A 13,627-nucleotide genomic window follows, 5' to 3' on the forward strand; every position below is an offset into this window, starting at 1 on the left:
GCATGCGGCCTTAAGTCTGACTTAAGCCCCCTCCACGATCATGTGGGCATGCTCGCACGCCCCGGTCTCTCACTTTGCATCCTGTCCTCCTTCCTGCTGGCCGCACCGAACTGCCGGGCAGACGACGAGGCCCCCCAGACACCCACGGCAAGCAACTGGCTGGTGGGGGCCATGGCCCTGTCGCAGCCGGAGTACGAGGGATCTGACCGGCGCATCGTGAAGCTGCGTCCGCTGTGGGCCTATCAGTGGGGGCGGTTCCGCATCAGCACGTCGCGGGCGGGCGGCGTGATGAACTTCGCTTCGGACCCGCAAGGGCCGGGAGCGAGCGCGCTGCTGCTCAGCAGCGACCAGTTCCGTTTGGGCGCGGCCCTGCGCTTCGACAGCGGGCGCACGTCGGGCGACTCGGAACACCTCAAGGGCCTGCCGGACGTCAAGCGCACGCTGCGCGGGCGGTTCTTCGCCTCCTGGAAGCTGGCCGAGCGCTGGGACCTCAGCGGCAACATCTCCCAGGATCTGCTGGGCCGGCGCGGCGGCGCCGTCGGCAGCGTCGATCTCGGCTACCACCAGCGCGTCACCGAGCGCACCGAGTGGTCCGCCAGCGTCGGGGCCTCCCTGGCGAGTGCGCAGAACATGCGCACCTACTTTGGCGTGACGCCCGAGCAATCGGTGGCGTCCGGCTTGCCGGCCTTCTCGCCGGGCGCGGGCGCGCGGGATGTGTATGGCGGGCTGGGTTTCACCACGGCGCTGACACCGAGATGGATCCTCTTCGGCAACGCCGGCGTTTCACGCCTCGTGGGCGATGCCGCGGCGAGTCCGTTGACGCAGCAACGCAGTTCCTTCTCCGCGGGCGTGGGGTTGGCCTATCGTTGCTGCCGCTGGTAGCGGACGCTGGCTTTCTCGCGCCAGCGGGTGGCGCATCCTCCATGCCGCCGGGCGCCTCAGTCTGCCGGCATGGGCGAGGGCTGAACTGATTGCAGGATGCGCTCGAGCGCTTCAATGTCGACCGGCTTGACCAGATGCGCATGGAAGCCCGCCTGCGCGCTGCGGGCCTGGTCGGCTGCACGCCCATAGCCGCTGAGCGCCACCAGGGCGACCTGCAGCCCGGGGTTCTCCTGCCGGATCAACGCTGCCAGCTCGTACCCATCCATGCCGGGCAGGCCGATGTCCAGCAGCGCGAGCTCGGGTGCGGCGGCGCCGATCATCTGCAGCGCGGCGACGGGATGGGTGGCGACCCACACCTCATGCCCGTACAGGCGCAGCAACTCGGCCAGCGAGTCCGCCGCGTCGTAGTTGTCGTCGACGATGAGGACACGGCGTGGCGGGTGCAGGGCCGCGACGGTCGGCTGACTGCCTCGCACTGCTTGTGGCCCATCCTCCTCGTCGATGAGCGGGAGCCGGATGACGAACTCGCTGCCCCGCCCTAGGCCTGCGCTGCTCGCGGCCACGCTGCCGGCGTGCAGCGCCACCAGGCTGCGCACCAGGGCCAGCCCCACGCCCAGCCCGCCCGTGAGCGAGTTCGCGTCCACCCGCTCTTGGAAGAACAGGTTGAACACGTCGGGCAGTGCCGACGCGGAGATGCCCCTGCCGTCGTCCTTCACGGCGATGACTGCCTGCTCGCCGTCGCGGCTTGTCGTCAGCGAGATGCTGCCTCCGGGAGGCGTGTACTTGGCCGCATTGATCAGCAGGTTGGACAGGCATTGCGTGAGGCGCACCGGGTCGCCCCAGCAGGCCAGCCGCTCGGGGCTGTCGGCAAACGCGAAATGCTGCTGGCGCTGCTCCATGAGGGGCTTGGCCAGCGCGATGGCCTGCAAGGCCAGATGCTCGATGGGCACGCGCTCCACCCGCAGCTCCACCTTGCCGGACGCGATCTTGCCAACGTCCTGCAGATCGTCCACCAGACGCACCATGTGGAACACGTGGCGGCGCATGGTGGCGTGTTCCACCGTCTCGTAGCCGCCACCGCGCATTCGCAGCACGTCCAGCGTCGTGAGCAGCGGCGCCAGCGGGTTGCGCAGTTCGTGGCCCAGAACGCTCAGGAACTCGTCCTTGTTCCTGGCCGCAGTCTGCAACCCAGCCAGCATCTGCTCCTGCTGCTCCACTGCTGCCGACGCCGCCATGGCCGACAGCACCAGCTTTTCGTTCGCATCACGCAGGCGCGTGCCGCGCTCCTCGCGCCGGGCGGGATCGCTCTGCAGGTCTTGCTGGGCATCACCCGGATGCGACCCCAAGGCCGAGAAGAACCGGTAGCAACCGCCTCCCGCACGCTTGCTGCCGTACATCGCACGGTCGGCGCAGTCCACCAGTCCCTCGGCGTCGGTCGCGTCGTCGGGGAACACGCTGACGCCAATGCTCGCGGACACCGGCACCCGGCCCGGGGTGGCCAGTTCGGCCAGGGACGCCAGCAGCTTGTCCGCCACGAGGCCGGCGTCCGCCGCCTCGGCAATCTCGCTGAGCAGCAGCACGAACTCGTCGCCGCCCAGGCGGCAGACCGTGTCCACGCCGCGTACGCAAGCGACCAGGCATTGCCCGACCATGCGCAGCACCTCGTCGCCGACCTGGCGCCCGCGGCTGTCGTTGATGGCCTTGAACCCGTCCAGGTCCAGGAACAGCAGCGCGAGCCGGGTGTCGTTGCGCCGGGCGTGCGCCAGGGCCTGGGCCATGCGGTCGATCAGCAGCACCCGGTTGGGCAGAGCATCGAGGGCATCGAGCTCGGGGGCGCGCAGGGCGTCCGGCGCCAGTTGCCTGTCGGCCTCCAACAGCTGGTGCATCGGGTGGTCGCCAATCTGGACCCGAGCCTGAGCCAGGTCGGCGTACAAGGCGGCCAGTTCGGCACGCGCGGCCACGGCTGAACGCTCAAGCATGGCGACCTCTGCTGCCAGCGTCGCGTGCAGGGAGGGGTCGGGCTTGTGCTCGGGGTTCATCGCATCAGCCCTTTGTGCCCTTACATCTCGCCGACCGGCGTGGCGCGTCGTCGCGTCGCCGGGCGCCCGCCGAGCAGGCCTTCCTGCTCGGTCAGCGGGGCACCGATGCGCAGGCCGCCATCGTCGATGCTGTATTCGCGCAGTTCGTCGGAATGCGCGCTGTCCCTCACCTTGACCACCGCCAGCACGCGGCGCAGGCGGCTTTCCACCTCGATGTAGCGCTGCACGATGATGGCGTCGGTCATGAACGCGGTGCCGTAGGGGCTGAAGCGCAGGTCGGTGTAGCGGTCCTCCAGTTCCGAGGTCATCAACACCGTGACACCCATGCCGGTCAGCGAGGTCACCAGGCGCAGCAGCGATTCGCGGAAGTCCTCGCGGAACGACGGCCCCAGCGCCAGCTCGAAGCCCGACAGCGAATCGATGACCACCCGGCTGGCTTTGAGACGGTGCACCTCCGCGGCGAGCAGCTGCATGACCTCCTCGATGGAGATGTCCGGCGCGTGGCTCTCCACCAGGCCGATGCGGTCCTGTGCGATCGCCTGCGCCAGCGCCTGGTTGCGCAACCGCGTGGGACGCCGCTCGAATGCTGCGATGACGCCGGTCTCGCCAGCCAGCACGCCGGCGTTCAGGAAGGCTGCGGCCATGATGCTCTTGCCCGAGCCCGACGGCCCGGCGACCAGCATCGAGTAGCCGCGCGGCAGGCCGCCGCCCATCATCTCGTCCAGGCCCGGCACGCCGGTGGTGGCGCGCGACGGCACGGCGGCCTCCTCGGGCGGCGCGGCCAGCTTGCCGGGCACGAAGATCTGCAGCCCGTCGCCGGTGATGCGAAAGGCGTGCAGCCCCGGCAGCGAGGGCTGGCCGCGCATCTTCATGATCTCCATCTTGCGCACCATGGCGTTGCGCTGCACGTTCTGGCGCATCCAGATCAGGCCGTCGGCCACGGTGAACACGGGGTTGGCATCGGTGTCGGTGAAGTATTCGCCGATCAGGAAGGTGGTGGCCTGCCAACTCGTCATCAGCATGCCGAGTTGCTGCATGAAGTGCTGCAGATGGGCGTGGGCGTTGCCGTCGTCCTTGGTGGCCAGCACCACGGAGCGGAAGGAGTCGACGAAGACGAATGCCGGCTCATGCGCCGCCACCTCTTCGGTGATACGGGCCAGCACGCGATGCAGGTCGCCGGCCATGGCTTCGTCACACAGGTTGACGAAGCGCACGCTGCGGTTGATGGCGGCTGGGTCGAAGAAGGAGAACTGCTGCTGGTAGCGCAGCATCTTCAGCGGCGGCTCACCCAGCACGGTGAAGTACAGCGCCGGGCGCTCCGGCGTGGCCAGCGCGAACATGATCTGGTGGGCCAGCGTCGTCTTGCCACAGCCCGGTTGCCCGGCAATGAGGTTGAAGGAGAACTCCGGCAGGCCCCCACCCAGCAAGTCGTCCAGCCCCGGGACCCCGGTCGCCAGGCTGTTGATCGTCACTTTGGATGTCATGGCTTGGGGTCCTGCGCTGCAGCAGCGCTTGAAGAGCTCGACCCGGTGGTCTGCAGCAGTTGTTCGCTCAGCCGTGGCCCGATGAGCGACGCGAGCAACTCGCGGAAATGCAGGAACAGCGCGCTGCCCGTCTCGGCAGCCGCCGTGGGCGGCTGGGCGACAAACAGCGTCTTGAGCTGGGCCAGGTCGCATGCGGTGCCATCAGCACCGGCCTTGGCGGGTTCAAGCCAGGGGTGCTGGGCTGCCGTGAGGTGCACGGTCCGCTTGAACAGCGCATCAACGCCGCGACGGCCGAAAACGGGCTGCAGAGCGGACTCGATGTCCGTCCACATTGCACCGATCGCGTCGGCAATCTGCCGGGAGTCGGCCCCCTCTCCCACATGGAATGCAAGAGGCACCGTCAACCGGCTGCTCTCTCGTGTGGCCATGAGCGAAAGAAGTAGGGGGCTTGAGCTTCAAGTGTAGGCGCCTGCGGCCTCCTCGTCCTCCCTACGTGGAGCGGCAGGCTGGGAGCGGACGATCGCCGCGAGGCATCAGGTGTGGAGCAGCGTGTTCAATATCTCCAGGCAGACGCGGGCGGTCTGGTTGTCCTCGTCCTGTTCCGCATGCCAGGCGGAGACCGAGACGGCGACGATGTCGTAGGCGCGCAGGGCCTCGAAAAGGGTGGCGATGTCGGCGGCGCTGGGGCCGCGCTGCACGTGGTACTTGAGCGCCGGCATGAGGGCCGCGTCGTCGATGACATCGGTATCCCAGTGCAGATAGATGCGCTCCCGGGGTCGCAGATGGGCCAGCACCTCGTCCAGCGGGCAGCGCAGGATCTGTGAACCCAGCAGGGCCTCGCGTTCGCCGGGGTCGAGGTCGCGCGCATCGGCCAGAACGATCTGCGGCTCGGGGTAGGCCTGCACGCCAATGGTGGCCAGGCAGGCCAGCGCCGCCTGGCTGCGCGGGTCGGCGTCATGGTCGACCCGGCCGACGAACAGGGCCAGGGGCATGCCGCCGATGTATTGGGTCTGGGAGCTGGACCAGGTGTGGAAGTCGCCGTGGGCGTCGAGCCAGAGCACGCGTTCGGGCGCCCGGCCGGCCTGCTGCAGGCCGGCGAGCATGCCCAGGCTGGAGACGCAGTCGCCGGCGATGCTGACCGGCCGGCAGCCGCTGCGGACCAGAGCGGCGGCGCGTGCGGCCAGCAGGGCGTAGAGGCTGCCCAGGTTGCGCAGCTTGGTCACGGGGTCGTCGATCCGCGTCTCCTGCAACTGCTCAGGCGCCAGCACCTCCCAGGGATGGGCGTCGATGTCGAGCACACGGCGCAGGCCGTCGCGGCGCTGGCCCATCAGAAAGGGCAGGAGAAGTCTTGCGTTCACAGCCATGAGTCGGGCTCCATGGGATAGCCGAGCCTGCCCATCATTTCGCGCACCTCGGCCCGCCGGCCCAGCGCCAGCAGCATGGGGCCGCGCTTGTGCCAGCGCCTGAAGCGCGGGGGCTCGGTGGCCATCCTGACGGGCAGGGAGGCCGGCAGTTCCATGGCGGGCAGGCCGAGATGGTCGGTGATGGTCCGCAGTGCCGTGGCGGGGTCGGCCATGAAGTCTTCGAAGGACAGGCGCAGGGTGCAGACGCCGCTGCGCAGGATGGCGTCGTGGATGGAATACCACTGGTTCAGGCAGACCTCCTCCAGTCTCGCGCGGGTGAATTCCCGCCAGTTGCGCGGCAGGTCGAACTTCCACCATTTGCGGCCGAAGGCCACGGTGTCTGAATAGCCGCGGATGTCGAGCTCGCAGCCGATCTTGCTGAGGTCGTGCGAGAAGAAGCCCAGCGGATAGAGCCAGCCGTCCATCAGGCCGTTGACGGACTGAGCGAAACCCCGCGTCAGGTGGATATAGCTCACCTCGGCATTGGGGAAGAGCTGCTCGTACATGCCGATGCGATAGGCGTCGGACGGCGCCTTGAACAGCAGCACCGAATCGCGCACGTCCGCCAGGCCGAACGGGCGCCGCCTGAGCGTGGGGACGACGAAGGGCGGCTCCTCGATCTTCAGGGGCTCGTCGAAATACAGGCCGGCCCCGGCCGCCGCCTTGCCGTCGTAGTAGCTGATGCGCCAGGGCGCGTCGGCGAAGACGGTGCGCAGCACCAGGTCCTGCAGTTCGGCCTCGCTGCGGCGGTCGCCGCGGTCGAACTGGCTCAATGCTGCCTCCAGCGAGCGCTCCAGGCGCTGCTCGGGGCCCAGGAAGTAGCAAGGAAACTGCAGCAGCAGGCGGTTCTTCCATTTCCTCAGCAGCAGCTCGGTGTCGAGCAGCTCGTTCGAGGCAAAGGAGATCTCGTCCAGGATGCTGCTGGTCAGCTCGGCGGCGTTGGCCACCCATTCGATGCAATCGCTGTCGGAGTTCTGGTTGAAGCCGTTGCCGGACAGGGCCAGCAGCGGATCCAGCTCCCCGTCCAGCGAGGCGATGCGGGGATGCCGGGCCAGGGTCTCCTTGAAGAGGCTGGACCCGCCACGCGAACCGGACAGGATGACCACCACCCTTCGGACCATCAGGTCCAGCTCGGAACCGGGAACGTCGCGGCGCGACTTGATGGCCGGCAGGAAGCTGTCCACGGCAGCCGTGCGTCAGGCCCGGGACATCTCGTAGACGAAGAATTGCTGGCGCCGGGTCTCGTCGATGGCTTCGCTGGCCAGCTCCCTGGTCTGCAGGCCCGCGGCCTGCGCGAGGCGTTGCATGGCCTCGATTTCGCCGAAATTGGACTGCACGAAGTAGATGCGCCCCTGGGGCTTCAGGTGCCGACCCACCTCTGCGAAGAAGCGGGTGTTGGTGCGGAAGTCGGTATCCCACTGGGACATGGCCACCACGTCATGCGCCGGCTTGTTGCGGAACGGCAGGTTGGCGGTGATGACGTCGAACTGCTCCTTGCCCAGGGCCTCGAACAAATTGGACTGCAGCACCTCCATGGTGCCGGCAAAGCCATGCGCCTGGGCGTTATGGGTGGCGCTCTGGACGGCCGCGGGGTTGATGTCCACCCCCACCACCCGTGCGGCGCCCTGGTAGCAGGCAAAGATGCCGATGACGCCGGAGCCGGTGCCCACGTCCAGCACGCTTTCGCCGGGCCTGACCTTGAAGTGCTTGACCAGCGGCAGGCTGTCGGCGAAGGGCCAGAAGGTGTTGGGATAGACCAGGAACTCCATGCCCAGATAGCGCACCTTGCGGCCTTCGGGCGGCACGGATTTGAAGAGTTGCTGCCGCTGCGCCTGCCACTGGTCGGTAAAGCTGGTCAAGTCCATCCGCCGCCTCCATGGAGTTTGCCGCGCGCCTTCTCTGCGCCTGCCGTTCAGGTTTTGCGGCAGGCTGCTGGCGCGGTCTCGAGCATTGCCGTTTTATGGTCATATGGCAATCGAATAAACCGTTATTTGGACGCAGGCGCTCAGATCTGCAGGGGTGGCCCGCCCCGGGGCGGACGAAACACCTGGCGGTCCGTGAAGTCGTGGCGTTCGCGCCGCACGACAGGCCTTGCAAGACCGGGGGCATGCCCGTACCCTTGGCCCAAACGGACATAGCCAGCACACTTGACCCGTTATCCGGACGGCTTCACGGCCTGGGCGTGTTGGATGCGGGAGGACCAAATGAGCGCTCCGCCCCCCCCGGGTCGCAGCCTGAATCGCCGTCACCTGATGGGTCTGGCCGCTCTGGCGGTGCTGGCCGCATCCTGGGGCATCGGCCGGCGCCGCAGCGCAGCGCCCGCCGTGACCGAGAAGCTTTCCATCGCCCTTCCTCAGGCGCCGCATGCCGGCCTCATCCATATCGCCGCAGCCAGGGGTTTCTTCGAGGAACGCGGCCTGGCGGTGACTGTGCTCGCGCAGACCCATGGCAAGGCCGCCCTGGCCGAGCTCTTGCGAGGAGGTGCCGATCTGGCCGCCGCCGCCGACGTGCCCATCGTCATCGAGGTGCTCAAGGGGGCGCCGCTGAGCATTGCGGCGGCGGTGGCGAGCGCCTCCAATGAATTGGCCGTGCTCGCGCGCCGCGACCGCGAAATCGCCTCGCCGGGCGAGCTGCAGGGGCGGCGGGTGGGGGTCACCCTGGGTACCAGCGGCGAATATTTCCTCTGGGCCTTCATGGTGCGCCATCGCCTGGCGCCGCAGTCCCTGGTCCTGGTGGACCTGTCGCCCACCCGCCTGGTCGAGGCGCTGCGTAGTGGCAGCGTGGATGCGATCGCCGCCTGGCAGCCGGTCCGCCACGAGGCCGAGCTGGCCCTGGGGGACGCCATCGTGTCCTTCCGCGCCCCTGACGCCTATGCGCAGAACTATGTGCTGGTCGGCCGCAGCGAGTTCCTGTCGGCCCGCGGCGAAGCCTTGCGCCGGCTGCTGCTGGCGCTGCTGGACGCCGAGCGTTTTGTGCAGACCGACCCGCTGCAGGCCAAGACCCTGCTGGCCGAACGCCTGAAGCTCAGCACCGAGGCGCTGGAGCCGGCCTGGCAGGCCCTGGAGCTGGAGGTCGACGAGCAGCAGGCCCAACTGGTCACGCTGGAGGACGTGGCGGGCTGGGCGATGGCGCGCGGCTATGCGCCCACGCAACCCATGCCCAACTTCCTGGCCCATCTCAATTTCACGGCCCTGCAGGCAGCAAGCCCGGGGCGGGTGACGGTGGTGCGATGAAGATCAGCAGCAAGGCCCGCATCGCCGCCGCGCTGATGTTCGGCGCCATGGCGCTGATTGCCGCCAGCATCGCCTGGGCCAATACCCAGGTCAGTGCCGCCGTCGAACGGCGCCGCCACAGCGCCGCGATCGCCGGCGCGCTCAACGACATGCGCATGGTGACCTTCGAATACCTGCTGAACCGCCGCGAGCGCGCCCGGCTGCAGGAGCAGGCCGTCTGGCAGCGGCTCGAGGGCCTGCTGGCCCGGCCGGTTCCTGTCGACGACGCGGCGGCCCGGACGCTGGCCGAGCTGCGCGCGAACGGTGAAGCCAGCCACCGCCTGTTCGCTGAGGTCGGACCTGCGCAAGCTGCGACCGCTGCCGACGACGAGGTGCAGCGGCGCTTCGAGACCCAGGTGTCCAGCCGGCTGCTGATCCTGCAGCAGAGAAGCCTCGTGGAAGCGGCCCAGCTGATCGACGATGCGGGTGAACGCATCGACGAGACGCAGCAGCGCGTCGTCCTCGTGACGGCCGCGGGGCTGGCGCTGATGGCGCTGATCACGGCTGCCGCCGTCTGGGTTTTCCGGCGCGACGTGTTGCGCCCGATCGCGCGGCTCGAGCAGGCCACCCGCGAAGTCGCCGCCGGCAACTGGTCGTTCGAGCTCGATGTCGGCAGCGATGACGAACTCGGCGAGATGGCGCGCCATTTCGACGCGATGACGCGTGCGCTGCGGGATTCCTTCGGCCAGCTCGAGCTCAGCAACCGGGAGCTGGTGTCGCTGAACAACGAACTCGAGTCCTTCAGCTACTCGGTCTCGCACGACCTGCGCAGCCCGCTGCGCAGCATGGACGGCTTCTCGCTGGCCCTGCTCGAGGACTATGGCGACCAGCTGGACGAGGAGGCCCGCGACAGCCTGCAGCGCATCCGCGGCGCCAGCCAGCGCATGGGGCGGCTGATCGACGAGCTGCTCGGCCTGGCGCGGGTGACCCGGGCCGAGCTGCGCATCCAGCCGGTGGACCTCAGCGCCATGGCCCGCGAGATGGCGGCCAACCTGGCCCGCGGCCAGCCCGAGCGCAGCGTGCGCTGGGAGATCGACGAGGGCATGCTGGTGCAGGCCGACCGCGAGCTGATGCATATCGCCTTGCAGAACCTGCTCGACAACGCCTGGAAATTCACCGGCAAGACCGCTGACGCCGTCATCCGCGTCGGCATGCGCCGGGAAGGCGAAGACAGGATCTGCTTTGTCGCCGACAACGGGGCCGGCTTCGACATGGCCTATGCCGATCGCCTGTTCGGCGCCTTCCAGCGCCTGCATCACGAAAGCGACTTCCCCGGCACCGGCGTCGGCCTGGCCATCGTGCAGCGCGTGCTGCGCCGCCATGGCTGGCCGCTGTGGGCCCAGGCCAGCCTTGGCGGCGGGGCCAGCTTCTTCTTCCGTATCCTGGAGCACACCGATGAACGACGAGAGCAAGGTCATCCTGCTGGTTGAGGACAACCCTGACGATGTCGCGCTGACGCTGCGCGCGTTCAAGCGCAGCCATCTGATGAATCCGCTGGTCGTCGCCCGCGACGGCGTGGAGGCCCTGGATTTCGTGTTCGCGCGCGGCGCCCATGCCGGGCGTGCCGAGGCGCCGCTGCCGACGCTGATCATCCTGGACCTGAAGCTGCCCCGGCTGGACGGCCTGGGCGTCCTCAAGGCCTTGCGCGCCGACCCCCGCACGGCCCTGCTTCCAGCGGTAATCCTGACCTCGTCCAAGGAGGAGCAGGACATCGTTTCCGGCTACAAACTGGGTGCGAACAGCTATGTCCGCAAGCCCGTCGACTTCACCGAGTTCGTCGAAGCGGTCAAGGTGCTCGGCATCTACTGGCTCGCGCTCAACCAATTGCCGCCGCGGCCGGCCTCGTCATGAATGCAGCTCAGCCGATCAGGGTTCTGGCCATCGAGGACTCGGAGAACGACGTCCGCCTGGCGATGCGCCTGCTGCGCCGCGCTGGTTTCGCGCCCGAGTTCCAGCGCGTCCAGGACCTGGCGGCCTTGCAGGCCGCCCTCGTCCAGGGACCCTGGGATGCGGTGATCTCCGACTTCAGCATGCCGGGCTTCAGCGGCCTGGAAGCGCTCAATGCCTTCCGCGCCACCGGCCTGGACATTCCCTTCATCTTCGTCTCCGGCACCATCGGCGAGGAGACGGCGGTGGTGGCGATGAAGGCCGGCGCCAACGACTATGTGATGAAGGACAACATGAGCCGGCTGGCACCGGTGCTGGAGCGTGAGCTCGTTCAGGCCGCCCGCCGCGCCGCGCATCGCGAGGCGGAGGCCGAGCTGAGGCGTTTCGAGGTGCAGCTCGGCGAGGCCCAGAAGATGGAATCCCTCGGCACCCTGGCCGGCGGCATCGCCCACGACTTCAACAACATCCTCGGCGCCATCCTCGGCAATGTCGAGCTGGCGCGCGGCGAGCTCGAGGCCAGCCATCCCGCGCTGGTGAATCTGAGCGAAATCCAGAAGGCTGGCCTGCGCGCGCGCGATCTCGTCCGCCAGATCCTGACCTTCAGCCGCCGCCAGCCGCAGCAGTTGCGCAATGTCGCGCTGCGGCCCATCGTCGATGAAACCTATGGCCTGCTGCGCGTGACCCTGCCGGCCGGCGTGGAGCTGGAATTGAGCCTGTGCGACGAGCCCCTGCACGTCGACGGCGACGCCACCCAGCTGCAGCAGGTGCTGATGAATCTGAGCACCAATGCCTGGCACGCCTTGCACGGCGAAGTCGGCAAGATCGTCATCGGCCTGGAGCCCACGCATCTGGACGCAGCGACCGCCCGGGCCCTGTCCGGCCTGGTGGCCGGCCCCTATGTCCATCTGTGGGTCAGCGACACGGGCAGGGGCATGGACGCCGCGACCCGCGAGAGGATCTTCGAGCCCTTCTTCACGACCAAACCCACCGGCCAGGGGACAGGCCTGGGCCTGTCGGTCGTCCATGGCATCGTCGTCGCCCACCAGGGCAGCATTGCCATCGACAGCGCGCCCGGCCGCGGCAGCACCTTCCATCTCTACCTGCCCGCGGTCAATCCGCCGATGTCGGTGACGAGCGTGGAAGGTGCGGCGCAGGTACCGTCTCCGGGGCATGGCGAGCACATCGTCTATCTCGACGACGACGAAACCGTCATGCTGGTCGTCGTGCGTCTCCTCGAGCGTGCCGGCTATCGCTGCAGCGGCTACACGACGGCCGCCGCCGCGCTTGCCGCCGTCGCCGAATCACCCGGATCGGTGGACCTGTTCGTGACCGACTTCAACATGCCGGGCCGCTCGGGCCTCGATGTGGCGCATGAAATCGCCACCATCCGCCCCGGCTTGCCGGTCGTGATCAGCTCGGGCCTGATCACCGACGAGTTGCGCGAACAGGCGGCTGCGGCAGGCGTTCGTGCCCTGCTGGAGAAGGAAGACACCTTCCGTGAGCTGAGCGCCCTGGTTGCGCGGCTGCTGGCCACGGCAGGCTGAAAGCCGGCAGACGTGCCGGCTCAGGCGCTGCGGGACGCGGGCCGGCGCTGCCACTGCTCCACGGCGCTGACGACGGCCTCCCAGGCATTGCGGTCATAGGTCACCGCGGCGAAAAGATTGTCCTTGCTCGGCTGCTGCCGCGCGGCGGTGCCGGCGAGCCTCTCCAGCGGATCGCGTGCCGCGGCGACGCAGCCGGCCAGATCGCTGAAGCCCGAGCCCACACGGTGGAAGAGCACGCCGCGATGCAGTTCGGTGGCCTTCAGCGAGGCGGCCTCCACGGCCCGCAGGAAGATGCGTGCCTGGCCTTCGCCAAGCAACTCGACGCAGAACTCGCGGCGCCAGCCGGTGAGGGTTTGCTCAGAGGTCAATGTCGTCTGTTTGTCGTCGATGTGCAGAGTCATCGGGCCAGTCTGCACCAGGCCCTGCACTTCCCTCCCGGCGGATGTATCGCGATGCTTCGAAGCCGGCGCCCCTTGGAACGCCTGCTAACGCGAAGCGGGGACAAGTTGCGCGTTGTTTCCTGCGCGACCGGATGCCGCAGGCCTAGCTGCCCGGACGGAAGTCGATCCTCAGCTTGCCGTTGACGACCTTGACGTCACGCACGGCCAGCTTCGTCAGCGTCCCCTTGGCCGTGCTCGCATCGATGGTGTAGATGGGGTGGGACTGCAACTGGGCGTTGATCATGCCCGGACCGCTGCGCTTGACGATCTCGGCGTACTCGTCGCGCAGGCCGGCCAGCTCCAGCGTCGTGATCTGCAGATCGTCGAGGAAGAGCTGGCCATCGGCGGGCACATAGCGCGGCCGGCCGGTGAAACCCACGCGGCCGATGCGCTCCTTGCCGCCCAGCTGTACCTTGGCGTCGACATTGAGGCCGATGCGGTCCTCACCCTCGGCCAGCACGACGACGGGGTTGGACAGGTCCAGGCAGGCGATGAGGAGCTTGCAGTGATGGGTCGGGAAGCGCGGCGCGATGCGCGCCTGCAGCTCGGCCTGCTCGATGTCGAGATGGCCGTCGGAAATGCGGCTGACGACTCCGCAGGTGGCGAGGGCCACGGCGGCGAGCAGGGCGGCGGTGATGGCGGCAAGGCGACGGCTCATGGCTTCGAGTGTGCCTGC

13 protein-coding genes are annotated in these 13,627 nt (G+C 68.4%); 5 read left to right on the forward strand and 8 right to left on the reverse strand.

From position 1 onward, the window contains the following. The first annotated feature begins 48 nt into the window (after positions 1-48). Positions 49-882 carry a MipA/OmpV family protein gene (locus tag J2X20_RS26270; RefSeq protein WP_310272006.1) on the forward strand — a complete coding sequence of 278 codons (834 nt, stop codon included), beginning with the start codon at positions 49-51 and terminating at the stop codon, positions 880-882. 56 nt (positions 883-938) lie between these two features. Here J2X20_RS26270 and J2X20_RS26275 read toward each other — a convergent pair whose 3' ends face one another. The 6 genes from J2X20_RS26275 to J2X20_RS26300 form a co-directional block, all read right to left on the reverse strand. Further along, the gene (locus J2X20_RS26275) at positions 939-2,921 is read right to left on the reverse strand and encodes a diguanylate cyclase domain-containing protein (protein ID WP_310272008.1); all 1,983 of its coding nucleotides are present in this window, start codon (positions 2,919-2,921) and stop codon (positions 939-941) included. A 20-nt stretch (positions 2,922-2,941) separates the two neighbouring features. Further along, entirely contained in the window at positions 2,942-4,405 is a 1,464-nt protein-coding gene (locus J2X20_RS26280; RefSeq protein ID WP_310272011.1) for an ATPase domain-containing protein, read from the reverse strand. Further along, positions 4,402-4,833, reverse strand: coding sequence for a hypothetical protein (locus J2X20_RS26285; protein WP_310272016.1), 432 nt, complete (start codon positions 4,831-4,833; stop codon positions 4,402-4,404). The genes J2X20_RS26280 and J2X20_RS26285 overlap by 4 nt, the downstream gene beginning before the upstream one ends. Before the next feature lie 105 nt (positions 4,834-4,938). Then, positions 4,939-5,769, reverse strand: a complete 831-nt coding sequence (locus J2X20_RS26290) for an arginase family protein (RefSeq protein ID WP_310272018.1) — start codon at positions 5,767-5,769, stop codon at positions 4,939-4,941. After that, complete coding sequence (locus tag J2X20_RS26295; protein WP_310272021.1) at positions 5,760-6,992, reverse strand: hypothetical protein; 1,233 nt, start codon at positions 6,990-6,992, stop codon at positions 5,760-5,762. Before J2X20_RS26295 ends, J2X20_RS26290 begins: the two co-directional genes overlap by 10 nt. Positions 6,993-7,004: 12 nt before the next feature. Next, positions 7,005-7,673 carry a methyltransferase gene (locus tag J2X20_RS26300; RefSeq protein WP_310272025.1) on the reverse strand — a complete coding sequence of 223 codons (669 nt, stop codon included), beginning with the start codon at positions 7,671-7,673 and terminating at the stop codon, positions 7,005-7,007. A gap of 339 nt (positions 7,674-8,012) precedes the next feature. On the opposite strand from J2X20_RS26300, the gene J2X20_RS26305 reads away from it, so the two are divergent. From J2X20_RS26305 to J2X20_RS26320, 4 genes are read left to right on the forward strand one after another with little or no spacing between them, the layout of a single operon-like run. Beyond that, positions 8,013-9,041 carry an ABC transporter substrate-binding protein gene (locus J2X20_RS26305; RefSeq protein WP_310272027.1) on the forward strand — a complete coding sequence of 343 codons (1,029 nt, stop codon included), beginning with the start codon at positions 8,013-8,015 and terminating at the stop codon, positions 9,039-9,041. Continuing rightward, positions 9,038-10,510: a sensor histidine kinase gene (locus J2X20_RS26310; protein WP_310272030.1), complete on the forward strand. Its 1,473-nt coding sequence runs from the start codon at positions 9,038-9,040 to the stop codon at positions 10,508-10,510. Before J2X20_RS26305 ends, J2X20_RS26310 begins: the two co-directional genes overlap by 4 nt. Further along, positions 10,476-10,931 carry a response regulator gene (locus tag J2X20_RS26315; RefSeq protein WP_310272033.1) on the forward strand — a complete coding sequence of 152 codons (456 nt, stop codon included), beginning with the start codon at positions 10,476-10,478 and terminating at the stop codon, positions 10,929-10,931. Before J2X20_RS26310 ends, J2X20_RS26315 begins: the two co-directional genes overlap by 35 nt. Then, positions 10,928-12,511, forward strand: a complete 1,584-nt coding sequence (locus tag J2X20_RS26320; protein ID WP_310272037.1) for a hybrid sensor histidine kinase/response regulator — start codon at positions 10,928-10,930, stop codon at positions 12,509-12,511. The genes J2X20_RS26315 and J2X20_RS26320 overlap by 4 nt, the downstream gene beginning before the upstream one ends. A gap of 20 nt (positions 12,512-12,531) precedes the next feature. Here J2X20_RS26320 and J2X20_RS26325 read toward each other — a convergent pair whose 3' ends face one another. Beyond that, positions 12,532-12,912: a hypothetical protein gene (locus tag J2X20_RS26325; protein WP_310272040.1), complete on the reverse strand. Its 381-nt coding sequence runs from the start codon at positions 12,910-12,912 to the stop codon at positions 12,532-12,534. Positions 12,913-13,054: 142 nt separating this feature from the next. After that, on the reverse strand, positions 13,055-13,609 hold the full coding sequence (locus J2X20_RS26330; protein WP_310272041.1) for a DUF1439 domain-containing protein: 555 nt from the start codon (positions 13,607-13,609) through the stop codon (positions 13,055-13,057). Positions 13,610-13,627: the final 18 nt, after the last annotated feature.

It is taken from the genome of Roseateles saccharophilus, from assembly GCF_031458095.1.
In the GTDB taxonomy this organism is placed as follows: Bacteria; Pseudomonadota; Gammaproteobacteria; order Burkholderiales; family Burkholderiaceae_C; genus Pelomonas; species Pelomonas saccharophila_A.